General features: G+C 36.4%; 24 protein-coding genes. 18 read left to right on the top strand and 6 right to left on the bottom strand.

Features of this window, described 5'->3' with window-relative positions:
* The first annotated feature begins 31 nt into the window (after window positions 1-31).
* The gene (locus tag J0M15_03940; GenBank protein ID MBN8536174.1) at window positions 32-1,162 is read left to right on the top strand and encodes a DEAD/DEAH box helicase; all 1,131 of its coding nucleotides are present in this window, start codon (window positions 32-34) and stop codon (window positions 1,160-1,162) included.
* Between the two features lie 4 nt (window positions 1,163-1,166).
* On the opposite strand, the gene J0M15_03935 is transcribed toward J0M15_03940, so the two are convergent.
* The 4 genes from J0M15_03935 to J0M15_03920 all read right to left on the bottom strand — a co-directional run bounded on the left by J0M15_03935 (window position 1,167) and on the right by J0M15_03920 (window position 5,060).
* Window positions 1,167-1,748: a hypothetical protein gene (locus J0M15_03935; protein MBN8536173.1), complete on the bottom strand. Its 582-nt coding sequence runs from the start codon at window positions 1,746-1,748 to the stop codon at window positions 1,167-1,169.
* Window positions 1,738-3,240 (bottom strand): hypothetical protein, encoded by a 1,503-nt coding sequence (locus J0M15_03930; GenBank protein ID MBN8536172.1) that lies wholly within the window; start codon window positions 3,238-3,240, stop codon window positions 1,738-1,740. The genes J0M15_03935 and J0M15_03930 overlap by 11 nt, the downstream gene beginning before the upstream one ends.
* Window positions 3,241-3,333: 93 nt before the next feature.
* A complete protein-coding gene (gene dctP / locus J0M15_03925) occupies window positions 3,334-4,461 on the bottom strand; it encodes a TRAP transporter substrate-binding protein DctP (protein MBN8536171.1) in 1,128 nt (375 codons plus the stop codon).
* A gap of 98 nt (window positions 4,462-4,559) precedes the next feature.
* Complete coding sequence (locus tag J0M15_03920; GenBank protein MBN8536170.1) at window positions 4,560-5,060, bottom strand: CBS domain-containing protein; 501 nt, start codon at window positions 5,058-5,060, stop codon at window positions 4,560-4,562.
* 138 nt (window positions 5,061-5,198) lie between these two features.
* On the opposite strand from J0M15_03920, the gene J0M15_03915 reads away from it, so the two are divergent.
* Genes J0M15_03915 through J0M15_03905 form a run of 3 tightly spaced genes read left to right on the top strand, consistent with a single transcriptional unit; the run spans window position 5,199 to window position 8,667 of the window.
* Window positions 5,199-7,508 (top strand): UvrD-helicase domain-containing protein, encoded by a 2,310-nt coding sequence (locus J0M15_03915; protein MBN8536169.1) that lies wholly within the window; start codon window positions 5,199-5,201, stop codon window positions 7,506-7,508.
* Window positions 7,509-7,545: 37 nt separating this feature from the next.
* Window positions 7,546-8,139, top strand: coding sequence for a hypothetical protein (locus J0M15_03910; protein ID MBN8536168.1), 594 nt, complete (start codon window positions 7,546-7,548; stop codon window positions 8,137-8,139).
* A 24-nt stretch (window positions 8,140-8,163) separates the two neighbouring features.
* On the top strand, window positions 8,164-8,667 hold the full coding sequence (locus tag J0M15_03905; GenBank protein ID MBN8536167.1) for a regulatory protein RecX: 504 nt from the start codon (window positions 8,164-8,166) through the stop codon (window positions 8,665-8,667).
* Here J0M15_03905 and maf read toward each other — a convergent pair.
* A complete protein-coding gene (gene maf / locus J0M15_03900) occupies window positions 8,664-9,248 on the bottom strand; it encodes a septum formation protein Maf (protein MBN8536166.1) in 585 nt (194 codons plus the stop codon). The genes J0M15_03905 and maf overlap by 4 nt on opposite strands.
* A gap of 49 nt (window positions 9,249-9,297) precedes the next feature.
* Between maf and J0M15_03895 the strand changes: the two genes are divergently transcribed.
* From J0M15_03895 to J0M15_03875, 5 genes are all read left to right on the top strand, one after another.
* On the top strand, window positions 9,298-10,179 hold the full coding sequence (locus J0M15_03895) for a type II secretion system F family protein (GenBank protein MBN8536165.1): 882 nt from the start codon (window positions 9,298-9,300) through the stop codon (window positions 10,177-10,179).
* Between the two features lie 79 nt (window positions 10,180-10,258).
* Complete coding sequence (locus tag J0M15_03890) at window positions 10,259-11,905, top strand: FHA domain-containing protein (GenBank protein MBN8536164.1); 1,647 nt, start codon at window positions 10,259-10,261, stop codon at window positions 11,903-11,905.
* Window positions 11,905-12,948 carry an FHA domain-containing protein gene (locus J0M15_03885; GenBank protein ID MBN8536163.1) on the top strand — a complete coding sequence of 348 codons (1,044 nt, stop codon included), beginning with the start codon at window positions 11,905-11,907 and terminating at the stop codon, window positions 12,946-12,948. The genes J0M15_03890 and J0M15_03885 overlap by 1 nt, the downstream gene beginning before the upstream one ends.
* 2 nt (window positions 12,949-12,950) lie before the next feature.
* Window positions 12,951-14,984 carry an FHA domain-containing protein gene (locus tag J0M15_03880; protein MBN8536162.1) on the top strand — a complete coding sequence of 678 codons (2,034 nt, stop codon included), beginning with the start codon at window positions 12,951-12,953 and terminating at the stop codon, window positions 14,982-14,984.
* Window positions 14,984-15,649, top strand: coding sequence for a hypothetical protein (locus tag J0M15_03875; protein ID MBN8536161.1), 666 nt, complete (start codon window positions 14,984-14,986; stop codon window positions 15,647-15,649). Before J0M15_03880 ends, J0M15_03875 begins: the two co-directional genes overlap by 1 nt.
* Here J0M15_03875 and J0M15_03870 read toward each other — a convergent pair.
* The gene (locus J0M15_03870) at window positions 15,639-17,342 is read right to left on the bottom strand and encodes a sulfatase-like hydrolase/transferase (protein ID MBN8536160.1); all 1,704 of its coding nucleotides are present in this window, start codon (window positions 17,340-17,342) and stop codon (window positions 15,639-15,641) included. The two genes, J0M15_03875 and J0M15_03870, sit on opposite strands and share 11 nt — an antisense overlap.
* Before the next feature lie 54 nt (window positions 17,343-17,396).
* Here J0M15_03870 and J0M15_03865 point away from each other — a divergent pair, with 54 nt between their 5' ends.
* The 9 genes from J0M15_03865 (at window position 17,397) to J0M15_03825 (ending at window position 26,057) form a co-directional block, all read left to right on the top strand.
* Entirely contained in the window at window positions 17,397-18,026 is a 630-nt protein-coding gene (locus J0M15_03865) for a MotA/TolQ/ExbB proton channel family protein (protein ID MBN8536159.1), read from the top strand.
* 2 nt (window positions 18,027-18,028) lie between these two features.
* Window positions 18,029-18,433, top strand: a complete 405-nt coding sequence (locus J0M15_03860; GenBank protein ID MBN8536158.1) for a biopolymer transporter ExbD — start codon at window positions 18,029-18,031, stop codon at window positions 18,431-18,433.
* Window positions 18,434-18,603: 170 nt separating this feature from the next.
* Window positions 18,604-19,026: a hypothetical protein gene (locus J0M15_03855; GenBank protein MBN8536157.1), complete on the top strand. Its 423-nt coding sequence runs from the start codon at window positions 18,604-18,606 to the stop codon at window positions 19,024-19,026.
* Between the two features lie 43 nt (window positions 19,027-19,069).
* Window positions 19,070-19,696: a hypothetical protein gene (locus J0M15_03850; protein MBN8536156.1), complete on the top strand. Its 627-nt coding sequence runs from the start codon at window positions 19,070-19,072 to the stop codon at window positions 19,694-19,696.
* A 42-nt stretch (window positions 19,697-19,738) separates the two neighbouring features.
* Complete coding sequence (pssA, locus tag J0M15_03845; GenBank protein ID MBN8536155.1) at window positions 19,739-20,554, top strand: CDP-diacylglycerol--serine O-phosphatidyltransferase; 816 nt, start codon at window positions 19,739-19,741, stop codon at window positions 20,552-20,554.
* Window positions 20,555-20,602: 48 nt separating this feature from the next.
* On the top strand, window positions 20,603-21,613 hold the full coding sequence (locus J0M15_03840; GenBank protein ID MBN8536154.1) for an aspartate-semialdehyde dehydrogenase: 1,011 nt from the start codon (window positions 20,603-20,605) through the stop codon (window positions 21,611-21,613).
* 65 nt (window positions 21,614-21,678) lie between these two features.
* Window positions 21,679-24,114 (top strand): hypothetical protein, encoded by a 2,436-nt coding sequence (locus J0M15_03835; protein ID MBN8536153.1) that lies wholly within the window; start codon window positions 21,679-21,681, stop codon window positions 24,112-24,114.
* 44 nt (window positions 24,115-24,158) lie between these two features.
* On the top strand, window positions 24,159-24,977 hold the full coding sequence (locus J0M15_03830) for an SDR family oxidoreductase (GenBank protein ID MBN8536152.1): 819 nt from the start codon (window positions 24,159-24,161) through the stop codon (window positions 24,975-24,977).
* Between the two features lie 258 nt (window positions 24,978-25,235).
* Window positions 25,236-26,057 (top strand): flagellin FliC, encoded by an 822-nt coding sequence (locus J0M15_03825; protein MBN8536151.1) that lies wholly within the window; start codon window positions 25,236-25,238, stop codon window positions 26,055-26,057.
* Window positions 26,058-26,292 lie beyond the last annotated feature (235 nt).

Here is a 26,292-nt window from a genome sequence, read left to right as displayed (position 1 = left end):
TATACCCTAATCATTCACAAAGGATACACCCATGACTTGGTTGAAATCTGAAATTAAAAAAGATTCTTTTTCTGAAATGCCATTGCCTGCCCCTGTACTATCCACCTTACAAAGGATTCAAATTAACAAACCTACTCCGATTCAAGAACAAGCCCTTCCTTTAACCCTTGCTGAAGACACACCGGATCTTATAGGAATTGCGCCAACGGGCAGCGGAAAAACCTTAGTTTATGGTTTGACCATCATGGCTAAGCTGCTTCAGGATCCTAGTACGAGAGCCTTGATACTGACCCCGAGTCGTGAAACAGCAGATCAAATTTATCAAGTAATTAATGATCTTTGCTCTGACTTAAACTTTTCAACCTGTCTGGTTGTTTCTGGAAAGGTAGACAAAAAGCAGGTAAGTCAATTGAACAAACTGCCTCGTGTTATTGTCGCCACTCCAGGAAGACTTCTTGAACATTTATCCAATAACAAATTGTTATTACAAAAAATGAGCATCTTAGTTATTGATGAAGCTGATCGAATGCTCGACGTGGGTTTTGAACCTCAACTAAAATCAATTCGATCCACAATGAGAGGTCATTTTCAAACCCTCATGTTTGGAGCCAGTTTTTCACCAAAAGCAGAAAAGTTTGCGAAAAGTTTTTTACGAGAAAATACTTTCTTAATTCAAGCTGAAGGCACTCATAAACCTGTTTCTACCCTTAAACAAATCGTGATCTTCACTCACTTTAATTCTAAAAAAGATCGCCTTCTTGAGGCTCTTAAATTAAGAAAAGGACAATGTATTGTTTTTGTAAATAATCAAGCAAACAGTGAAAGCGTACACCATCATATCGTCTCTAATGGAATCACCACAGAGGTGATTCACGGTGCCCTTTCTACAGGACACAGAGAAAGAGTTTTAAGAGATTTTCGAAGTGAAAAATTTCGAGTTCTGGTCACCACAGACCTACTAGCACGGGGGTTGGATATTCCCAATATTAAATTAATCGTCAACTTTGATCTTCCCCATGAGGCCGATGATTTTTTACATCGAATTGGAAGAACGGCTCGCGCTGGAAAGAGTGGCACGGCAATTACTCTCTTTACCCTTGCCGAAGAAGCTATTTTTAAAAAATTTCAACCCTACCTGGAACAGGCAGAAATCATTCGATAGTTTTTTAAAACTTGATTCCAGCCCGCCATATAACTCCTGGTTGGGGCTGAGGGGAATAGTCCTTTGCTTGGAAAAGGCGCAAATCCAGTTGACTGTGAAAGTAAGAATATTGAAACTGCAAGGAAACTAAACCCGAAATAAAAATGGCATTACCGGAATTTTCGATTGATTCAACAGCCAGATACTGCGTTTTCACCGAGCTGTTATAGACTCCAGTACCTATTCCCATGTATAAAAAAAACATATTTGATTGATTCTTAGTCTGAACTTGGCTCTGGCCTTGAAAAAGCGATGTCACTTGATAGAGATAATTCAAATGATATTCTTGATTTATTTCTAGAAAATTAAGAGTTTCATTGCCTGATCTTTTTTCAAACTCTGTGTGCTCTATTAATACTTGATGTGATTGGTGGCCAATTGAAAATGAAAAATTCGATAGGGGAATGAATTTGTATTCTTTAGAATTTGTTTGAACAAATCGATTTTCTAAATTTATTGGAAAAATAGAAATGGAAAAACCATAAGCGCTCTGAAGTCCACTGAAAAACAATAGAATTAATAATTGAATTAAAAACTTAATTATCACTGGCACTCTCTTCCTGTGGGGACGAAAGAGTGTAAATCTCATTCTTCATCAAACAAGATAATTTTTTTGAATTTTTTGTGTCACTATTAATCGTATCTAGAATCAATTGACACTCAGGTAACTTTGTCGGCTTAAGAAGCTGACTAAACTCTAAAATCAAATCTTGAGATGAAATTAAATTAACTTTATTTTGATTAAATTCATGCTTTACAAGCTTTTCCCCTAATTGGGTTAAATAGCTAAAAATTGATTTCATGACAATGGTTGAGGCTTCATCTGTGGATAATTTTCGCTCTTTAGAAATAACAGCAACTAACTCCTTAAAAAACAAGGCAAATCGAGTCCCTATAATGTACGAAAAGTAATTGATGTAGGCTGACTTTTCTTCCTGATCCACAAAAGTTCCCATCACTTCATTTAAAATCATATTTTGAGTCACTAATTCGGGCTTCTGCAAATCATGTTTTCTTAAGTCTAGGGTTCGTATCGATGGAATCTTGGAAATCGAATGTAAGATAAAGTTTTTATCTTGTGTATAGGTCCAACCCCAAAAGTCTGCAATTCCTTCATTTAGGCCTTTCAGCAAGAGTACATAGTAATCCTTGATATTTTGCTTTGAGAGAGATTTGATATCATTTAGCTCTAAGGATAAATTCTTTTTAAAAGAATGAGGATTCATTTTGCTATTTTCAATAAATTTGTTTTTCTCAAATTTGGGCACGGCTAAATTTAAATCAAATTTTTCTTCTGAAGTGTCTCTATTTTCTTTAAAGAATGCATTTGATTCAAGTCCCTTTTGAACCGCTTTATAAAACAAAGAATGAAAGTACTCATGGGCAAAAATTCCTCCGTTAAATGGCAATGCCAAATTGGATTCCGTGTAATCAAGATAAATGATGGCATCCATTCCCCCATCATAAATGGCATTATTTTCTTGAAATGAACTATTGGAAATTTTTGTTCCAATCACTATTTTTCTTGGTAGTGAATTGAGTTGATTTGCACCAATTTTTTGATCAATGAGGGCAAGGTTTTGAGTGTGATAATAAAGAGTCGCTAACTCCAGAGAAAAATTATTTTTAGCAACGAAGTATCCCTTTTTGTTTTTAAAAAACTGAGCTTTAGGCTGTGTTCCTTTTAAGTTATTATTCTTATTTGTGGCGTTTGTGTAAAATCGGGCATATTTTCCAGACAAGGAAATCAAATCATAAATATTAAGAAGCTCAACAACCTTAAATTCAAATGGATTTGTCTCTTCAGCTTCTATTTCAGAAATTGCTTCTTTGTTTTTCAATATTAAAACTTTAATGTTTCCATTGGCAGTCAATGCCTCCGAGTTAAAAGACCTGCCACAACCAGAAAGCAAAAAAATTGTTGATAACCCTGTGGTTAAAGTGGCACCTAGGGCGCGCCTGCTGAGCCACCAAACGACACTAGTCTCCAAATTTATAGGGCGGATTGGGATAAAAAAAAGAAACAACCTCTGAAACATCGATCGGAATATAATCTCAATCGATGGATTTAACTAGCCCCATGTAAAAATTTATCCACTGTCATCAGTTTACACAGGTTAGAATTTGCTGAATTACTTAGCAGAAATTTCCATCCTATTTCCAAGCTCTTGAATCTTTTCAATAATGTCAGCGCCAAGTTTTTCTTTAAATTGAGAATAAACCGGTTCTACCATTTTTTCTAGTTTCTTCTTCTCTGAACGACTTGGAACTGAAACATCGTAACCGCTATTTATCAACCAAGTTTTGGCATATGCATCGACCTGAATGGAATCCTCCCTTTCCTTAAGAGCTAAAATTCGAGACTCCTCCACTAAAATTTTTTGAGCTTCTGGACTTAAAGATTGAAAAAATTTTTCTCTTACAACTATGGAAGTCATAAACAAACTATGATTGGTTTCCCAGAAATAATGCATCTTATTTGGGACAATACCAAATTTTTTAAAAACTCTCGTAAAATGACTAAAATGATCTTCAGCAATCGAAATATCACCCCGTCTAAAAAAGTCTAATACAGAACTCATGTTTTCAATATTTGTTGGTGAAATTAATTTAAAACCAAAAACTTTTTGTGTTAGTTTTCTTACGCCTTCATCTTCGGGAGGGGCTTCTGGTGATTCAAAAAGAGATTTCTTTCGATAACTCAATATCCTATTTCCTGCTAAATCCTCGGCGCTCCTTATTGGCTTATTTGAAACAAAAATTCGATACCCTCCAGAATAGGTAAAGTCTAAAGATCTAATCTCTTTGTTAGAGGCCAGAAAATTATCTCTGATTCTCTGACCAATGTCGCCATCTAAAACTCTGGCTGCATGATCATGATTTTTAAATAAATACGGCATATCTAAAATTTGAAATTTATCGTCTAAGGTAGCCAAAGCGCCAATTCCTATCTGGCTCACGTCAGCTTCTCCTGCGAGCATCGTGTCCACGGCTACAGAAAAATTATTTCCATCTCGTACTTTCGGAGGAGGAAATATCAGTTCAAATTGCAATTTCCCTTGGGTTCTCTCAAAAACATTTTTTGCAAATTCCCTCGCTTGTTCAACAAGCCGGGCGTTCTCAGGGGTATGAGCGATCAGCCACTTTCCCTTTACCACCTGGGACTTTTCTTGAGAACTGTGAAAAACCCAAACACCCAGGACTGCAAAAACAAAAGTGAGTAAAAAAATTCTTAATAATCTATAATTATTTAAAAACATAAGGTTCCCCCTCTCTAAATTACAACAACCACTATGGAAATTGTCAAATAATGAGCAAAAAGAGACGCTTATTCATATCAAAAAGAGACACTTTCAATTTAGGATAAGATCGTGGTGGGGATCCAGTCTGAATTGAATAAATTACCAATTTCCATGGTTTTCTTCTCAGAGTCATCACGTAAAAAGGTTAATAATAGAGAAATCAAATCATCGGTAGTAATGATACCAACTAGTTCTTGAGCCTGATCAACAACAAGAACTGAAGAAATTTTTTCATTCAGCATCTTATGCACTACTGTTTCTAATTTGTCCCTTTTGTTCACTGTTTTGATTGGCCAATTCATGAAATCTCTCACAATAGCTTCCGGAGAAAATTGACTGTACTCGGAAGGAACGAGATGATCTTTGCTAAAATCAGACTTCATCGCCCTTAAGAGATCTCTTTCTGATAACATGCCAACGATGACTGTTTCGTCATTTCTCACTGGCAAGTGACGGATATTATGTTCTTTCATTATTTCATAGGCCCTTGCTAAAGACGCTTTCCAATCAATCGTGATTAGGTTATTTGACATTGTATCCTTGGCTAAATAACTCATTTTGTCCTCCTGTCACATGATAGTTGAATCTGCAGAATCTATTCTCCCATGGTAAGTGCTAAAAAATATGACACAGATCAGGTTGCGCTGTGTTTCAATAAATGACAGCTGCCTCCTTAGGCTATAGAAGTTGGACCGATGCACGCAATTCCTGCTTTCTTAACTGAAAAATTAAATTCTCCTCAACGTGAAGCTGTCATGACTCTGGATGGCCCCTTATTGATTCTTGCTGGGGCCGGTTCGGGCAAGACCAGAGTTTTAACACATAGGGTAGCCGCAATTGTTGCCTCTGGAAAAGCCAGTGAGGATGAAATCTTATGTGTGACTTTTACTAACAAAGCTTCCAGAGAAATGGAAAGTCGTATTTTTCAACTCTTGTCTGACATGAATGTGATCATTCACGGGGAAATGTGGATTAACACTTTTCATAGTTTTTGCGTACGCGTTTTGAAAAAACATTTAACTCTGTTGCACTATAAACCTTTTTTCACGATTTATGATTCTTCAGACCAGCTAGCTCAAATTAAAAAAGTTTGTCAGCAACTGAATATCAATGATAAGATTTTTCCTCCAAAAAGTTTTCAGTCTCGAATTAGTTTTGCCAAAATGAATGGCCTCACTCCCGAAGCTATCAGCAAAGGGAATCGCTCAACCATGGATGTAAAAACCTTAGAGGTTTTTAAACACTATGAGCAAGAAATGAAAAAAGCGAACGCATTGGATTTTGACGATCTTTTGTTAAAAACTCATGAATTGTTTGTGATGTATCCTGACTTACTTAAAGATTATCAAGAAAAATTTAAATACATTATGGTAGATGAATATCAAGACACTAACCATATTCAGTATTTAATTGTGAAAATGTTAGCTCAATCTCATAGAAATTTATGCGTGGTAGGCGATGAAGATCAGTCTATTTATAGCTGGCGCGGAGCCGATATCAAAAATATTTTAGACTTCGAACAAGATTTTAATGAAGCCAAAGTAGTTAAACTTGAAGAAAATTACAGATCCACAAATAATATCGTTCAGGCAGCTACAGCGGTTATTAAAAATAACCAACAACGAAAAGATAAAACCTTGTTTACCAACAATCATTCAGGCGACTTGATTTCTCTTCAAGAAGAACGCAATGAATATGATGAAGCCCGCTTTGTGATCAAAAGTATTCAAACGATGATCTCTGAAGGCGAAGGAACCTATCAGGATTATGCTGTTTTCTATCGAACAAATTCTCAGTCCCGAGTTCTGGAAGAGCAACTCCGAACTTTTTCAATCCCTTATCGTCTCGTGGGGGGAGTTCGCTTTTATGAACGCATGGAGATCAAAGACGTACTGGGCTATTTAAAAATAAGTCTCAATCCGGCTGATGACATGGCGGTAAAAAGAATCATCAATGTGCCGACAAGGGGAATAGGAAAAGCTACTTTTGAGAAAGTGGAAGCCCTCTCTTTTGAAAATAAAATGACACTTCTTCAAGGTATTCAAAAAGCCATTGATAGTAAAATTTTTAATTCAGGCACCACCAGTAAATTAAGGCGCTTTCTTGATCTCCTCGAGGGATTAAGAGAGGATTCCACAAATTACAAACTGAATGATTTTTATCATTTAGTTCTTGAAAAAACTGAATACCTGAAAGCTCTTAAATCCGAAGATACCACGGAGGCCGAAGCTCGTATCGACAATCTCGAAGAACTTGATAATGCAATCACTCAATTTATGAAAGAACGCGGGGATGAGGCCACTCTACAATCTTTTTTAGAAGAAATGGCTTTGGTTTCTGATGCAGATCAGCTCAATCAGGAGCTTAACTCAGTGACCTTAATGACCTTACATATTTCAAAGGGCCTAGAGTACCCCTATGTTTTTATTGTTGGCCTGGAGGAAAGTTTATTCCCGAGCTTGCGCCATGATGATAATTCTGAAGATGATATGGAAGAAGAGCGACGATTAGCCTATGTGGGGATGACCCGTGCTAGAAAGAAACTATTTTTAACCTATGCAAGAACACGAAAAATATGGGGACAGGATCAAGTCAATCCTCCTTCTCGTTTTTTAAAAGAAATCCCTAAAGAGTTGATTCAATTCAAAACCTCGACAACAAGTTCCTTTGTTCAAAAATATTCACATCGTAGCCATGGATTTTCAGAAAAACATGGATTTGTTGAAAAAGAAACTTTTTTTGAATCCAATTCTTTCGCCCACGACAAGAGAAAATCGAAAAATGTCTATTCAGATTCTGGCTTTGAAGATCAGTCCTTCCCCGATGAGGGACCTGGTAAATCTACAAGCTTTCGCAAAGGGATGCGCGTGAAACACCCTACATTTGGCACAGGTTCTGTCTTTGAAACTGAGGGGGATGGGGACATGCTCAAGGTCAGCGTTTTGTTTTCCGATCAAACAATTAAAAAATTTGTTGTTAAATATGCCAGATTAGAAATATTATAAGCTTTATCAAAATTAATTGATCAACAAAGAAGGTTTTATGAAAAATATCAGTTCAGTTTTTGTTTTTGTTTTATTATCACTATCATTAGCATTAACACCCTTTTCCTTGGCTAAAGGAAAACCCTCTGGATCAACCCAAAAGCCAGCCAGTTCTTTGATTTCACCCGTTCAAGATTCCTATTTAGCAGGATTTGACTATGAATTACAAACAGCTCTCTCTCGAAGTGAAATCAGCACTTACAAAGAAAGTTCTGCAAGTTATACTAAAGTAGAAGCGCAGGTGTCTCTATCAAAAGTCATCAAAAATAATATCCAAGCCGGTGGCGAAATACATTTGAACAACTTAAGTGGAGGTGGGTATTCATCCAATTATTTAGAAGCCATGGGATTCGGTGTTTATAACTTTGATACCGATCTTAAGGAGTCCTTGTATGCTAAGGCTGGCATTGGAATTCAAAATGTAGTTAATGATAAAGGTGGAAATGAAGCTAAAGTGGGAATTATGGTTGGCGGAGGAAAACGAATCCGTCTTCTTGAAAAATTTACCTATAATCCAGAAGCAAGGATCGTCCTCGTTGGTGGGGAAACACGAGTGAACATTCTTTTATTGAATTTTTCTTTATTATTTTAATAGATTTTTTCTGAGTATCAAAACATGAGTATCAAAAAAAGAGTGATGGATCTTTTAGCCAAAAGAGATCATTCTGAAAAAGAACTTAAGCAGAAGCTTTCCAGAGTTAAGAAATGGGACAACAGAAAAGAGAGGCTTTATTCCGACGAAGAGATTTTTTCTGTCATCAATTGGGCCAGGGACAACCGTTGGTTGCAAGAAGGTGCTTATCTTTCTGAACGTTGGGCAGAATCATTAAATCGAAAGAAAAAAGGCATTAAATACATCAATGCTTACTTAGCACAAAAAGGCTTGCCTGCTATTAAAAAAAATCCAGAGATTGAAATCGAAAAGGCCTTTCTATTACTCGAGAAAAAATTAAACAATATTTCCTTAAGAAAAAAATTGCCTCAAGCCAATGCGTCAAATGAAACTCTAATTCTTGAAAAAGAAGATAAGAATAAGTTAACCCGTTTTTTACTTTCAAGAGGATTTGATTCGGACATCATACAAAAATGTTTTTTACTTATTAAAGCTAAAAAAAACTAGCCTCTTTCAAATCGCTTCAAATCTAAAATTAATACTTCGATGGGTAGTCCGATAACATTACTCATAAGGCCCTCATGCCTTTCAATAAAACTTCCACCTATTCCTTGAGCGCCGTAGGAGCCGGCCTTGTCCATGGGATCACCTGTTGCCACATAATCCCTAATTAACTCTTCAGGTAATTGTCTAAAGTAAACAATGGTTGTCTCAATATGAGAAATTTCTAAATGAGTGACGACATCTTTAATGATGTAAGCCGTCTTGACGAAATGGTTTTTCCCAGACAGGCGTCTTAAAGTTTGTCTGGCATCCTCTTGATTTTTTGGTTTTCCCAGCAGCGCCCCCTCAAAAACAACTTCTGTATCAGCGCAAATGATCAGTGCTGAAGGACCAGTCTGGTAGCTTAAATATTTTTCTGCTTCTACCAACTTTTGTCGTGTTATATTCAAAATCTGAGCTTCAATCATCAATTTTTTGTCCACAAATTCCGATGTAGAGATGGGAAGCGTTTGAAATAAAATTCCTGCTTTTTCAAGCAATTGTGATCTTCTGGGCGATTGAGAGGCAAGAAATATTTTTTTCATAGCAACGTAAATAAACCACGAAGGATGAAATATGGGAAGCGATAATATAATGTTATTCTTAGGTGTTTTTGCTGGTGGAATTTCGATATATTTTTTTGTTTCTGCTTTTATTCAAAATAACAATGATAAAGCGCAATTAAACTGGGCGAATAATGAAACTCCTGCCATTTCAAAGAACCCAATAATCAATATGTCTCGTCCCCTGGTTCATCAATTTACCCTTCAACACGCTCTTAAAATAAAAAATCAAGATTATCGAAAAAAAATTTTAAGATTTATAAAAATTGGTGGTCTCTCTTCTGAACTCAACGAAGACGAATTTATTGGCCTGCAAATCCTTTGGGGAGTTATGTTTCCATTGTTTTTTTCCTTACTGAATTTTGCTCTTCAATTAGAGATACCCTACTTGATGATTTTCATTTTAATTCCTTTAGGATTTTATCTTCCGATCATGCATTCTCTTGGAGAAAAGAAAAAAAGAGAAGTCAGTGTTCGTGGAGATTTGCCTTTTTTTATAGACCTATTGGCTCTTTCTGTTGAGGCGGGTTTAGAATTTTTCTCTGCGATTCAAAAATTAATAGAAAAAGCCAAAGGAACTGACAGTGTTTTAGCTCAGGAATTATCCATTGTCATTCATGAAACCCAGATGGGTTCTTCTCGGGAAGAGGCCCTAAAAAAAATGGTTGATCGCTTGGAGATGACAGAAATCACTTCGTTTATCGCCGTTATCCTGGATGCTCAGGCATCAGGGGCTCCGATAGCGAGAGTATTAAAGGATCAATCAGAACAAATTAGAATGGAAAGATTTGTAAGGGCTGAAAAGGCAGGAGAGAAAGCCACACAAATGATTATGATCCCCATAATGTTTTGTATTGTCCCTGCCGTATTTATTATGATTTTAGGACCTGTGGCGCTAAGCTTTATGAAATAGGTATATATGAGTGAATTATGGAATAAGACAAAAAATCAACAATTGCTCACGGATCTGAAATCTAAAGGAGATCAATTATATGTGGTCTCTTAGAGTTCTCAACGGTCCTCAAGCTGGCCAATTTTTTACTTTAAAGCAGGGAAAAAATACCATCGGTAGGTCTTCTCGATGTGATATTCAATTGATGGCCCAGGGAGTTTCTAAAGAGCATTGTGAACTTCACCTGACTAAAAACAAAACGATTCTCATTGATTTAAACTCAAGCAACGGGACCTATGTCAATAGCACTAGAATTCAGAAATCTGAGATTAAATTCGGCGAAAAATTTTCATTGCATGATATCTATTTAGACATCATTCCAACTCCACAACCGAAAACGAATACGGCCTTTGTAACGACACGAACTCATTCTGGAAACTTGGCCGCTCAAACCTACGCAAGTCCCCGGTTAAATCAGCAATTAAACTCACATGGAGATCCACAAGCCATCCCTCAACCTCATCTGAATCTCGCATCAAGAAATGCTGAACCTGATTTTAAACAACCTCATGATTTTGATCCTCAAGAGTCATTAAGTTTTAAAGTTAAATTTGAGACCTATATGAATCAAGTGGTTTTACCCTCCGTTTACAAGTTAGCTCAACTTTTTGAATTTAAATATGTTTTGGGCGGATTTGTTGGCATTTTTATTTTTGTAGTCACCTTATTATCCCTCATCCCTATGGTGTCCATTACCAGAGATAGCATCCAAGGAGAGGCTAAAAAAAGAACGATGTCTCTGGCACGTGCCCTAGCTGAAACAAATAAGAAAGCCATTTCTGAAAATAATGGAGCTTCACTTTACACTTATTCCATAGAAAAAGAAGACGGAGTCAAAGAAGCTCTTATTGTTAACAGACACGATGGAAGTGTCATGGCACCAGCCACCAAATCAGGAAGAACCTTGGACATTCCATTTATCAATGAAGCTCTGCGATCTGGTCGTGACCTCGTTAAGAGTATCGATTACACCACCATCGCTGCGGCCTTCCCCATAGATAAGTATGATCTAGATAAGCAAGAAGCCGTTCCGGTCGCCTATGCCATTGTCATCTATGATATCTCTACCCTGGCTTTTGATGAAGGTATTGTTATTAGTTTGTTTATGCAGAATTTGGTTATTGCTATTCTCGTAGGGCTGATTTTATATTTTTTCCTCTATAAATTAATTGAATTTCCCATTGCAAGCTTGAACAGACAATTGGATTTAGCTATGAGAGAAAAAAATGAACATATTGAAAACACCTTCTTGTTTCCGCCTTTACAAGCCCTTGCTGGGAACTTATCCAGCTTAATGACAAGATACCTTCATGGGGACAACCGCCCCTCGTCCAATTTAAAAAATAAAGATTTTGAAGCTTCAATGCTCATTCAACATTTTCGGGATCCTTCTTTTGCTGTGACTCCTAACCGAAAAATCATTAACCTCAATAGCAACTTTGAATCGCTTTGTCAGAATTCTATGGAAAACTTAATGAACCAAGGAATCGACGCTATCGTAGATGCCTCTTTAAAGTTAAATATTGATAACCTGATGCAAAAAGCAACAGCTATACCCAATCAGATTCATCAGGAAGAGCTCGATATGGGCAGGGGAAGCGTTATTATCAGGTGTCATGTTATTACTGAAAATGATCAACCAAGTTATTTTTTATTCACAATAATTCCTAAAAAGGAAGATTCTTGATGGGAGAAGCTTTGAAATTAACTCCCTATGAACTTGAAATAGAAATAATTTCTGGCCCCCATTTAGGCCAAAAATTTAATTTCAAAGACAAGAGTTTAATCACTGTTGGCCGTGGTCAAGAAAACGATATTGTTTTATCAAATGATCCCAAAACAAGTCGGTTACATGCAGAAATAAAATTTTCTGATGGAAATTATTATGTTTATAACATGTCCACTAAAAACTTTATATTAATCAATGGTCTAAAAGAAGACCAAGCCCTAATTGAAGATAATACGACCCTCACTGCCGGAGATACTGAATTAAAAATATCCTCTCCCAAGGAAGACACTTTGGAACTTCCAGAACCCTTGTCAATTCAATTTAAGAATCCCCTGCAACCAATTCCCAAAACGACTTCTCCACTAAAATTAACATCTCCAATTCATTTGGCGCCTCCTTCTTCTATAAAATCGGAACCTTTACCTCGACCACATTTACAAAAATCGAATAAGAAAAAAAGTGGCAATGAACTTTATCTCATCCTTTTTGGTGTGGCTGTCCTCATCGGTATCATTTTGTTAATACCAAAAAAAAATGCAGAAGAAGTACCAACAAACAATGGTATCATAACCCCTCTCTTACAGGATGAAGTCCGTTTTAAAAAGTCCATGGAAGAATTAGAGAAAGCGAAAGAACTAAAGAAAAATAAAGACTCAAGAAAATCCATGGCCAAACAATTCTTTGTTAGTGGAATGCGCGAATATAATAATGGCCAATATCATAAGGCCATTGAATTTCTTGCTTCCGCTTTTCAAAGCGATCCAAGTTTAGAAGATGCAGCTAAGTACCATTTAAAGTCCAAACAAAATTTAGATCGACTTATTGATTTTAATTTTTCTGAAGGAAAAAAATACCGCGAAAGCAATAATTATAGAATGTGCAAAGCCGCCTTTCAAAATGTCTTATTATATATTAAAAATAATATGAAACATTCTCGATACAAAGAAGCAAAGCAATTTTATGATGAATGCGCTTCCCTTGACGAATTGGGGAGGCAATAAAAATGGCTCTCCTTAAAGTAAAAAAAAATGGAAAATATATTCATCAAATTGAATTAGACCCAGCGTTAACCTACACTGCTGGGAGGAAAGAAGGCGTTGAAATTTTACTTGGGGCCGAAAAGGCTGTATCAAGAGAACATTTTAGTTTAAAATACTCTGATGATTATTGGCATTTAGAAGTCCTTTCTAAATTTGGTGATGTGATTTACCAAAATGAAAAAGTAAAAAATATCTCTTTTTCAGAGGATACGATTTTTTTTATTCCGCCTTATGAATTTGAATTTTATAAAAATAGGTCCGTTGGTTTACCTTCGGCAACGGAGAACCCTCCAAGTCCAGAAACTGAAAACCAAAATGATGAATTTGAAAAAACCGTCGTTGGAAAGATCGAAACTATTCCACAAATTCAATTTGTCAACGAAGACCTTCACTTGCAAAAAACCATTAGTCTGACTCATCTGAAGGAATGGACTGCTGGAAGAGACCCAAACTGCGAGATTTTAATCGATGATCAGCGGGTGAGTCGAAAACAATTTAAAATCAAAAGCCTCCACTCAGAATTTTTCTTAGTGGATTTGGGAAGCGTTAATGGAACTATTTTAAATAACAAAAACATTGTCCCAAATGAAGAAGTCAAATTAAGAAGCGGGGATAAAATTCAAGTTCTTGATACCACAATGCTTTTCGAATTAAAAAACTCAAACTTTGATAAAGGCTTAATGGCCCTGCAACCAATTCCACTTGAAGAACTTAATAGTCAAGAACCCCATGTTCCATCACTCTACGAACCACAAAATCTACCAAATTTGAATTCTAGCTTTCCACCTCCAATGTCTTCTCATTATATGGATCCAAATCTTGCTTATCAATTAAATGACCCGCTAAACAATCAAGCTCAACTGAATAGCCAGATTCAAGAAGAGGATGATGAAAGTTTAAAAAAGAAGAAAATTCGCATGGTATTGATAGGTGTTGTTTTTTTAGTCTTGGCCGCCGTATTTTATACGGAAGTATTGGCTCCTCCAACTTCGACCAAGCCAAATAGATCAAATGATCCTTTTGCTAAAATGAATCCAAATGAACTCTCCCTATTAAAACAGAGAAAAGAAATTGCGAATGATTACTACTTTAAAAAGTCTTTTCGTTTAGCTCTTGATGAAACTCAAAAAATTTTAAAAAGATTCGAGGAGCTAGAGATCAATTTTAAAAAAACGAAGTTTGGGCAAGAAGTAGAGGAACTAGATAAGAAATCGGCTCTGGCTATAGAGGCGGAAAAGGAAATCATAGAATATAATACAAAGCAGGAAGAGCAAAGAAAAAATGAAGAGAAACTGACTCAGATAGCAGATCAATGTGCCACTAAATTAAAAAGCAATCCATCGATGACCATGTCGGAATACGACAATTGTATTGCTTCTGTTATTTATTTAAATCCCGCTCATCCAAAAATTCAGTCTGCCAAATTGAAAATTCAACAGGCTGAAGAAGAAAAATTAAGAAAAATGGCAGAGAATAAGGTCTATAGAGAAAATGTGTCTAAATTGAAGTGGATATACAAGAAAGCCGTTAAAACCGAGCAGGAAGGAAACTTCCTGCAAGCCATTGAAGACTACAAAGCGGTTCTCAAACAAAATCTTCCAGACCCTGAAGGTCTAAAAAAAGAATCCAATAGTAAAATCATTTCAATTGAAAAAATGATTTCCATGAAATCCATTAGCTTTGTGCAAGAAGCTGAAAAACTAGCTTCTGAAAAAAAGTACAAAGAAGCTATTCAAAGATTAAAGGCGGCACTCAAAGTGAATCCCATTGATATGACCTTAGATCAAAAAATTACTCTCTTTAAACGGGAGTTAGCAAAAGAGATTAAACCCATATGGGAAGAGGCCACCATCGAAGAGACTTATAGCCAGGTAGAATGCACTGAAAATAAATCCTGCGCTATTGAGAAATGGAAAAAAATCATTCTGATGGATGTACAAGATGGAGAATATTACATTAAGGCCTTTACTAAACTTAAAAAATACGGGGCGCACTAATGAGAATTGAAGAAAAAAACTACAATACCAAGTTAGTAAGACCTGCTCCTTTTGTTTTCCAGAGCCAAAGCTTGGATCTTTTGATTATTCTTACTTCATGGGGTGAAGGAAAAATGAAAGAGGTGATTACTAACGAAATTGAAAAATTTCTTTTTGCCGCGCAAGGAGATTTCGAAGCGACTTCTCCGTTTGAATACAATTTGGCATTAACAAAAGACAGCAACAGCTTGAGAATGGCTACCCTTATTGCTAACGATCAAATTTACCGCTCCGAAAATAATTCTGAGCTAAGAACTTGCTATGAAATACTGATCTTACTTAAAAATAAATTTCAGTTAACCTGGGTGCAAGTAGGAAATCCCAATGCGATACTCCTCAGCGATGATCCTATTCCTATTACTTTTTCGCCTCCTGCAATGAAGCCAAAAAAAGGATCTAGTCTTTCATTACCAGGACAATTCCTAGGCACTGAAATGCATTGCCATTTTCAAGTGGGAACAGTCGAAATACAAGATGGTGACAAACTGTTGCTATTTTCAGATAACAGTCTATCTCCGAGCTCTTGGCTCCTCAATAAGAAGGATAGCACTCTAGATTCTTTTGTAAAATCACAAATTAAACATCATTCAGAAAATCCATTTTGGATGGGTCTTGTTAATTTGTAGGAAAGTGCCCTAATGTTAAAATAATATAAGGCCTAATATTTTCTACCTTAAATGTGGCGATTGGAAAGTAATCCAAATTTAACTTTAAATTCTTTCGATAAAGATTTCTTATCACTTGCAAACTGGAAAGCTCACTTTGAACGAAAACTTTTAAATCTTTATTGTTAGATAATTCGGGGTCAATATAATCTAAAAATAATCTACTGGCCAAGTGGTGACAGTTTCTTTTTTTTCCAATACTAATGAACAATTTAGGATAACCATTTAAACACTCATCTTTTTTGAGATCAGGATTTTTATTTATCATCAATTCAATTTGAGCTAAATCTTTTTTTTCAATTAAACTTAAAAGTTTAAAATATTCATAAAACTCAGAACGATAGTTTTGACTATAATTTTCCTTAATTAACAAATTGAAGTCGTTTAAAACCAACTTTAAATTTTTGCTTTTTTCAAATAATTGATAGTTTTTTTCGAATAAATACTTCTCGTACCTTTTTATTCGTTCAACGAGAAATCCATTGAGGGGTTGTGGGTATTGTTCATTACTATCAGACAATCTATTAAAAAGTTGAAATTGTTTATCAAAAATAAACAGATAGTTTTCATCTATGATAGCTGCCCTAATATCACCCAACTGATTACTTTTAGCCCAGGCCGATTCGATAACAATGTAATCGCTTCTTTCTTGGTTAATTTCTTTAACTTTCTCGATGTCAAAATCTTTAAAGTTAGCAGCTTGCTCATTTATTTTTTCTCTAGATTCAGAAGATTCAGAAGATTCATAAGATTCAGATTCAGTTTTGGTTTTTTGAAATGAATTTTTAAACATTTCCCCGATATCTTTCAATGATAAAACGGTACTGACGACTTGGGGTTTGGCGTTGATAGCATTTTTTTTAACATCTTTAAAATAAAATGCAACCTGTGTGCTATCACTTTTTAGATTTAGCTGTGAGAATTCAGCATTTATATCGACATTAGGAAGACCATTGAGTCCAATTATAAATACTTTTAAATTATCCCAACTTTTCTCTGATTTTAATTTTGAAAACAAAAAAAATAATTTTTCGTCCACTTCTTCAATTTGACTATCAAAAGTTAAATTTCTCGTTTCCGCCAATTCATTTTGGGTCTCTTTAAAAGTGTACTTAAGGTCAGAAACATGAATCAAGCTAATATGTTTTTTCTTTTTTTCATTTTGCAACTGACTAAAATAAATTTCTAGATTTTCATTTAATGATCTCATGTCTTTTTCTGATGAAATATGGTCATCAAACAAGTCGAAACCTTGATGAATTCCACTTTTTCTAAAAAATGGTTGGCCTCCAGAAATAAAGCGAGTCTTATAATTTTCATTTTCCTTAGCGTCTTCGATAAAGGTTTGAAACTCCGGTGTTAAATAATTTTCAGTATTAGATCGCACCTTATGATCATAAGGATAGAGCCCCGTAAGCAAAGAAGTCAGTGCCGGTAAACCTTGAGTTGATGTGGTATAGACATGAGTAAATTTATGAAACTCATCACAAACGACTTGAAACCCAGATCTTTTTTTTTGATTTTCTTCAGTATCACAATAAATAGCTTTGGAGTTGAGATTTTCAATAAGGATAATTAGATAATTTGGATCGTTCTTATTTTTACAGGAAGATAAGACTAAAATAAATAGAATAAAAATCACCTTGACCATCATGAGACTCCCAGTGAATATTGTATTCATAGATTCATGCAATAAGGTAGGTGATTTGTGTTAACTGAAAAAATTTTTACTTTTGCTCATGTTATTGATCAAGCCGTTCTCTGGATTCTTTTATTTCTGAGCTTAGTGAGTGTTGGTATGATTTTAGAACGATTTTTCAATCTTAAAAAAGTCCACAGTGAAACTAAGAGAGTGCGTGAGCAAATTAAAAACTCAATTCAAAACCATCAAGTTGAATTTTTTGAAGATCTCGCTCGGGACCCTCTTTCTTTTGAGGGAAGGATTGCTAATTATGCTTTGAAACATATCAAAGAAAGTGGCTCTAAAGGTTTGGAAGAATTGTTTAATACCTATACCTTAAGCATCAAACCTGAGTTAGAAAAGTTTTTGAGTTTTTTAGCTACAGTTGGATCCAATGCTCCCTATATTGGACTATTAGGAACTGTTTTGGGAATCATGAAAGCGTTTAACGATCTCGCAACCTCACAGGACGCGGGTCAACAAACCGTAATGGCAGGAATTTCATTAGCTTTAGTAGCTACCGCTGCTGGACTTTTTGTAGCTATCCCCGCTGTTATTTTCTATAACTACTTTAGCCGTCAAGTTAAGTCTATTCTACAAAGCATTGAGAGTGTCAAAGAACTCGGCCTTACCTATGCCAAAAGAAAAGGTTTATAATTATGGGAATGAAATATCAAGATGAAGAACCCTTATCTGACATTAACGTTGTCCCGCTGGTTGATATCATTTTGGTTGTTTTAATTATTTTTATGGTAACAGCTCCCATGTTTATGAAGCCTTCTATCAATGTCAACCTACCAAAAGCCGCTACTGGAGATCAAACCCAGGCGAGCAAGCTGAATGTGTCAATCACTGTAGATGGACGATTAAATTTAAATGGTGTTTTTTCAAGTGAAACAAAAATTTCTGAAAAGGCTAAGGAAGAGCTAGCTAAAAATCCAGAGGTTCAGGCTGTTATTTCTGCAGACAAAGATGTTTCCCATGGCCGAGTCATCGCCGTGTTAGATATTATTAAAGCTGCAGGCGTCAAAAAATTTGCAATCTCTATTGATAAAAACAAATAGAATCTTACTTAGGACTCGCGCTAGGAGAACTTTTCTTGCAAGAGCCCTAAAAAACTGGCCTTAATACCTGTCAAAATATTGCCGAATGATTTGTCATGAAGTTCATTCTGGCAAACTTATTTATATTATCTTTCTTGGGAATTGGAATTATATACCAATTAAAAGGTCCAATGGAAAGTCCCCTTCGGTCGCCTTCTGAAACAACCTTAACACCCGAAGGAAGAGCGCCAGCTTCCATTAAAAAAAATCCTGAATTATTTCCTCGCTCGATAAACAAATTAAAAAATTTTTCCTACAGCAATGAATTAGTTATAAATTTAGCTTGCAATAATGATAGCCTCACCATTAAAACCAAAAATGAATCAGCCATTCTCACCGGAAATCATTGCTTGAAATTAGATCAGCTTAAAATAATAAATTTGTCCAACGGGTACACAGCTTCCATATTCGAAATCGCGGAAAAAAAATATAAAACCGATCTCATTCCTTTGACGGTAGGTGCTAACAAAATTTCTGTAGCTTATAAGATAACCGCCAAGAAGAAAGAACCCACGGAAAAAACAGCTTTTTTTATTATCAATCGAGACAACTAATCACCCTATTGACACGATTAGGCTCTTCTTCTATGTTACCGAAATGAACTTTAAAAAGCGTTCTGATATTCATTGGGCTAGAAAAATATGGCATATTTCAGGCGTGGTTTTAATTTTTCTTCTGTTTCAAATATTGCCAACTAATTTTTCTAAATTTCTTGTTGTTCTTGGCGCTATCTTGTTTGTCTCTATGGATATTCTTAGAAAAAATAATAAAAATGTTAACACTTTTTTTATCTACTATTTTAAACCTATCATGAGACAACACGAGATAAATCATCTGGCGGGAACTACTTATTTATTTTTAGGAGTTATGATTTTAGTGCTATTTTTTAACCCCCTAGTGGTCTCGTTGAGCCTTCTTTTTTTAGCCTTTGCTGATCCCTTCGCTAGCTATTTTGGCATTCGCTTTGGAAGGGACAAAATTTATGGAGACAAGACCATTCAAGGATTTTTTGCTGCCTTCTTAATTTGTGCCGGACTAACGATTCTTTATCTTATTTATCATGATCTTTTGTTAGATCGCGTTATTTTAGTAGCTGTTTTAGCTGGAATTATTGGAGCCTTAGCCGAGTTAGTGCCCATAGCTAAATTGGATGATAACTTGACTATTCCCATTGTAAGCGGATTAGGTTTATCAGGATTATTTTATTTATTCGGTTTTTTATAAATTATTTAGTGTAGGAGATAGAGTTTTTTCTCTAAAATCAAAATGGAATCATCGTCGCAGCAGCCTGAATTAAGTGAAAAAAAATTTGGAATGTATGTCTATATCCTTCCAAATTTAGTTACCACTTGTAATATTTTTTGTGGTTTCTTTGCCATTATTTATTCGATGAAACAAAATTACGTTTATGCTTCCTACGCTATCGTTATTGCCGCTTTATTCGACCAATTGGATGGCAGATTAGCTCGCCTCACAAGATCTACGAGTAAATTTGGAGCTGAGTATGATTCTCTCTGCGATGTGGTCAGTTTTGGCGTTGCTCCAGCGATCTTAATGTTTCAATGGGCACTCCAACCCTTTGGTCGACTTGGCTGGATGGCTTGCTTTTTATATGTCGCCTGTGGCGCAATTCGACTCGCCAGATTTAATGTTCAAGTAAATATCATTGAAAAAAATTACTTCCAGGGATTACCTATTCCCATGGCTGGTGGAATTGTCGCTTCCAGTGTTTTGGCCTTCACTGAGCTTGACTGGAGTCCCTGGGGCAATGTTTTATTGCTTGGAATTATGATTCTGCTTGCCTTTGTGATGGTCAGCAATTTTAGATACCGTAGCTTTAAAGATCTTGATTTAAAGGAACGACTCCCTTTCCATTACTTGATCATTGGGGTTGGAATTCTTTTTGTTGTCTTACTTCACCCCGAAGTCATGCTATTTGTTTTGTTTCTTTCCTATGCCACTTTGGGAGCTGTTTTTGGTTTTTTCAAATGGGGAAAAACGGTTCGAAAAATTAATGCTTCTGTTTATGCTCCTGCAAAAACAGATGAAAATGATTTGATATCCGAAGATGAATATAAATAGCTGAACGCAACTAATCAGTAAAAATGAGAAAAAATTAAGGAGTATGTGATGAAGTCATTAAAAATTGGAGTGGTTGGGGCCACGGGAATGGTTGGTCAAACCTTTATGAGTATTCTTGAAGAAAGAAAGTTTCCAATTTCTGAATTGAAACCCTTTGCTAGTGACGCTTCCTTAGGAAAAAAAATTAGCTGCCAAAATAAAGAATGGAAATGTGAGGTTTTAAAACCTGGGTGTTTTGAAGGTTTAGATCTTGTGTTTTTCTCTTCAGGGGATGATATCTCTAAAGAGTGGGCTCCTCAAGCGGCTAAATCTGGGGCTTATGCCGTTGATAACTCGGCCGCGTTCAGAATGGATGCGACGGTGGCCCTAGTGGTTCCTGAGGTCAATGGCGACTTACTTCTGAATATGAAAACTCCACAGATTATAGCCAATCCCAATTGCTCGACGATTCAATTAGTTGTTGCTCTCAAACCCTTACAAGATAAATTTGGCCTCGAAAGTGTCAAAGTAAGTTCTTATCAAGCTGTCAGCGGTGGGGGACTTCCCGCCTATGAGGAACTATTAAACCAAGTCCAAGATTATAAAAATGAAAATCCCGTGGCGAAGGTCTTCCCTCATCCGATTATCTTTAATACCATACCTCAAATTGGCTCTTTTGATGACCAAGGTTTTTGCAGTGAAGAAATCAAGATTCAAAAGGAAACTAAAAAAATCTTGCGTCAAAATGATCTTCACGTTTCTGCTTTCACGGTCAGAGTGCCCGCTTTAAACTCCCATAGCGAATCTGTTTGGATCACTCTCAAAAAAGAGACCACGAAGGCCGAGATAACTCAAACGCTGGCTGATTTTAGTGGAATTATTGTTCAAGATGATCCTAAGAATTCTGTCTACCCAACACCTAGAAATGTTTCTGGGAAAGACCCTGTGTATGTGGGTAGGATTCACCAAGATCAGGTAGATTCAAAGCTGTGGTTAATGTGGGTTGTTTCCGATAATATCAGAAAAGGTGCCGCCTTGAACGGTATTCAAATTGCCGAAAAGCTTTTTGATCTGGCCTAGACAAAAGTTTTTTTTAATGATGCCATAGACCTAGGGTGATTTTATCACAAAAATCAGTGGGTGTTATGGTCATAAAAAAATTCTTCAAGATATTATTATTATTTTTATTTTTGCAATCTAAATCAGCGGGGCTTTCAATCTCTGTAACTGGCGCCAGTAGCTCATTGCAAGATGCAACCACGGCTACTAATCTAACAATATATGCCGGCCATGCCCTCCCAGAGCAATGCAAGTCTAAAGATAATAGCTCGACTTGCAATTCTTGCACGGGACTTATGATTACCGATACCAGCAGTAGTGTGGGATCTGTCACGTTCCCATCGCCTTGTAATGAGAACAGTATTTATAGCTCTTTAGTTCTAAGTATTTCGGTCAATTCCGATAAAACAGATATTGGCAAGCTGGAAGTGGGTGCCTCGAAAACAGCGAACTATGGAGACGGAATCATCAGTGTTGGAACCAAGCCCGTCGTCAATGGAAAAAGTTATTCCTACTCCATTGATTGGGGCACGCTTGTTTCTACTTTAGATAGTGAAAGCTCCGGAGGAACAGGGAAGTTTAATATCACTGACTGCACCAGCAGTTGCGGTGGAACCCGAACTTTTTATTTTGGCCCCATCAAAGAGTCAGCTTATGTAGAAAAAATTGCAGTCACCGTCAATTTAAGCTATGTCGACTATACCCCAAGTGATAAAAAAAATGTGATCTCAAGATCTTTTGCCAATATCTGCAAGCCACGAACAACTGGTACTTTTGGCTCAGATGTTTCTTCGCCGGGATTCTGCTATTTTGAAATGATACCTGGGGATGAGAAAGCCTATATTACCAATCACATCAATGGCTGGGGTTCCGACGCCAAAGATACGGACTCAACAATTAAGTATAGTCATCTTGTCATGTATCATACTGAACAAGACACGTCTCTTTCTGTGATTGATAATTTAAAGAAAATTTCCAACGCCTCCCCTCGAGCCATGATAAAACTTACCGATAAAGAAGCCGACCCTTTGGAAGAATACAAAATCACAGATCTAGAAAATGAAAAGAGTTACTGTTTTTTACCCGCAATGAAAGATCTGACAGGAAATATTCAATACTTTTTAGACGTGCAAAGATATAATTCCACCAGCAGTGAATTAACAACGGATCAATTGAAAAATTTTTGTGCGGCCCCTTCTGAAGTCATCGGAGTCCTCGGTGATAAAAACTGTTTTATCGCCACGGCCACTTTTGGATCTGCTCTTCACCCCTATTTAAATATTCTGAGACAATTTAGAGACCAAATATTACTTAAATATTCATTTGGGAAAAAGTTTGTAAAATGGTACTACAAAAATGGCCCTCAAGGAGCCCATTGGATTGAGAAAAATGATTTTATAAAACCCTTCGTCAAGCTACTTTTAATTCCCCTAATAGGAATTGCCTATGCCCTCTTAAATCATTTTGTTATTTTAAATATTTTCATCTTGATACTCTTGGGCATGATAATTGTTTTTTTGAAAAAACAGTTTATTATTTTAAATGTAACTAAAAAACTTTCAAAATATATTTTTATATTTTTTGTATTTTCTTTATTCTTGTTTCCAATCCAGCTTAGGGCCCAAGGGCAAGATGAATTTATGGAAGTCCCAAGCTCTCCTACAAACTTGCCCACAGAAACGCCACCAGATGCTCCTCCCAACGAACCTCCCTATGTCAAATCTGAGGATCAGATTCAAGCGGATTTAATTGAAACCGATAAAATCAAATCTGCCCCAATTGAAAGCCCAACAACGAGTTCAAATCCGAAAGATCGCTTTCAAATAGCCCATCCGAATGCAGCTAAAGGTCTTTATCTCATTGATCAAAATACGGGAAAATATTATTACAAAACTGATAAAAACACTAAGAAAAACCAAACAACTTCCTTACGTTTGGGTTATATTGAACCACCACAAATTGAATCCACAACAGATGCGTCTACGTTTACTTTCGCTGATATGTATGGAGACAGTCCTGTCCCCTATTTGATTTTGGATTATGAGTGGCAACCCTTTGCCTCCTTTAGAAAAATGGGGTTTGTCTTAGGAATGGGGCTTTTTACAAGCAGCGCAGATGGTTTTTACAAAAATGATGAAGTTCAAAAAGTATACGGAAATGCAAAAGAGAGCTTTACCTTTATAGGTTTACCAATTTCCGCAGGAGGTCTTTTTCGTTTTGAGTTTGCTCACAGACAGTGGGTGGTTCCCTTTGTAAATGCAGGACTCAGCTATTTCATTTTAGGTGAAATCAGAGATGATGGAAAAAAAACTCATGTGGTAGGAACTCCTGGAGGCTACGGCGGAGGCGGCCTCATGTTTAATATCACTGCATGGGATAGGGATGTTTCTTTTACCATGGATAGGGAATATGGAATCAACAATATGTGGCTTACCGCAGAGTACAAATATGTCAAAAGTTTTAATGAAGATTTAGATATTTCATCTTCTGTAATAAATATTGGAATTTCTGTAGATTACTAGAATAATAATAATTTGGGAAATATAATGGCAATGAGGTATTCAATATGAAATCACTAAAAAATAAAACTCTATTTTTAACCGGTGGAAGCCGTGGGATTGGCTTGGCCATAGCTCAGAAAGCGGCTCAAGAGGGAGCCAATATTGTTATCGCTGCTAAAACAGTCGAAAGACATCCAAAACTTGATGGCACTATTTTTACGGCTGCAGAGTCTATTACCAAACTAGGGGGGACTGCCTTACCCCTAGAGTGCGATATCAGGGATGAACAGGCGATTAAAATGGCAGTTCAAAAAGCTGTAAATCAATTTGGTGGAATTGATATCTTAGTGCTCAATGCCAGCTCCATTTATTTAACTCCAACAGATAAGACTGAATTTAAAAGATGGAATCTAATGCATGAAGTGATTTTAAGAGGTTCTTTTTTCACCGTACAAAATTGCCTGCCCTATTTAATGAAATCTAAAGAACCACATATTTTAGCGCTCTGCCCGCCATTAAATATTCAAGCTAAATGGTTGTCTCCTTATTTAGCCTATAGCTTAGCCAAATTTGGACTTAGCCTATCCGTTACAGGTTGGGCTGAAGAGTTTAAGAATCAAATACCTGTGAATGGATTGTGGCCAAAAACGCTGATTGCCACAGCGGCTGTTTTAAATCTTTTAGGAGGAGAATCCATGATTAAAAAAAGTCGCAAGCCAGAAATTGTCGCTGAAGCAGCGAAATGGATTCTCACTGGAAACTCAGTCTCTGGGCAGATCTACCTTGATGAAGAAATTATTATGGATCAATTAAAATTAGACCCAAAAAGTTATGCCGTCGATCCTAGCCAGGAACCTGTTCTTGATATTTATGTTAATAATTAAATTTGTTGTACTTCTCAAAATGAAATTCCTATCTATATGATATTGTTGGGTTAATTGTCTTATTATAAATTCATGTTATATTTAATTGAAATTTAACGCTATTAGTCAATAATAGAAAGTGAGACTGCTATTCGAGGTTATGAGGGCTTGGAGAACTAGTTCGTGACTGGACCGTTCATTCATGATGGATCTCCTATTTTATGACTCTGAAACACTCTGGTTTTTTGTGTGGGCACCAGATTAAAAAGGGAGCCTAACGTGCGTATCACGTCACAAACTGCATCATTAAGTGCGCAAAAATATTTGGCGCAAACTCAAAAGAAATTAGAAGTATCCATGCAGCAACTTGCCAGTGGGTCACGTTTTGCAAACAGCAGCATCGATCCTGCAGGGCAAGCCATATCCGAAACATTAAAATCTCAAGCTCGTGGTTTCGAATCCGCAACGATGAATGCCCAAAATGCCTCGAGTCTTGTTCAGCAAGCTGAGGGGGCCCTGAATGAGCAAAATAATATATTGATTCGACTCAGAGAACTATCAGTTCAATCAGCAAGTGATACCTTTTCTGAAGTTGAAAGAGGTTTTTTAAATAATGAATTTGTGCAACTGACTGAAGAATTAGATCGAATTGCAAAAACCACTCGATTCGGTTCACAGAATTTGCTGGATGGAACAGAAAGAACTTATGAGTTTCACGTGGGGATTGGTAGTAAAGCTGATAACATTATCAGGTATCAGCAAGATAGCAATACCACAGCGGCTCAATTGGGCTTAGATGGATTAAGCATCGAAGATCAAAGCGGAGCTAGAGAAAGCTTGGATGCTTTGGATTCCGCTCTGGAAAAAATTGGTTCGACACGAGCAAAATTAGGCTCCGTACAAAGTCGAATGGAGTATGTGATTAACAATAACGAAAGCCAAAGAGAAAACCTTATTTTGGCTCAATCAAAAATTGCAGACACAGATGTGGCAAAAACAATTTCTGATATCAAAAGATCGCAGATCATGCAGCAATATCAAATCGCTATGCTAGCGGCTTCGAACGAATCCGATGGGCTGGCCTTGAGATTAGTCGCTTAATTCAGGACCCAGACTCGACCTTAAGCTAGTTTTTTAAAAAAAATTAATTTTTTATTTTTAAGTAGTTTCAACAAGAAGACGCTTTGCGTTGTTAATAATGCTAGACCAAGGGCTAAAGTTTTCTAGACCTAGGCCGAAGATATCTATGAACACGTTGGAGCACCTTCAGAGCAGGACCTCGATAGCAGTCGAAAAGACCTCTCCTAAGGCTGACAAGAAATAAATAAGAGACCAG

The organism is Deltaproteobacteria bacterium (assembly GCA_017302835.1).
Lineage (GTDB): Bacteria > Bdellovibrionota > Bdellovibrionia > Bdellovibrionales > Bdellovibrionaceae > UBA2316.
This window is presented reverse-complemented; position numbering and strand designations above follow the sequence as displayed.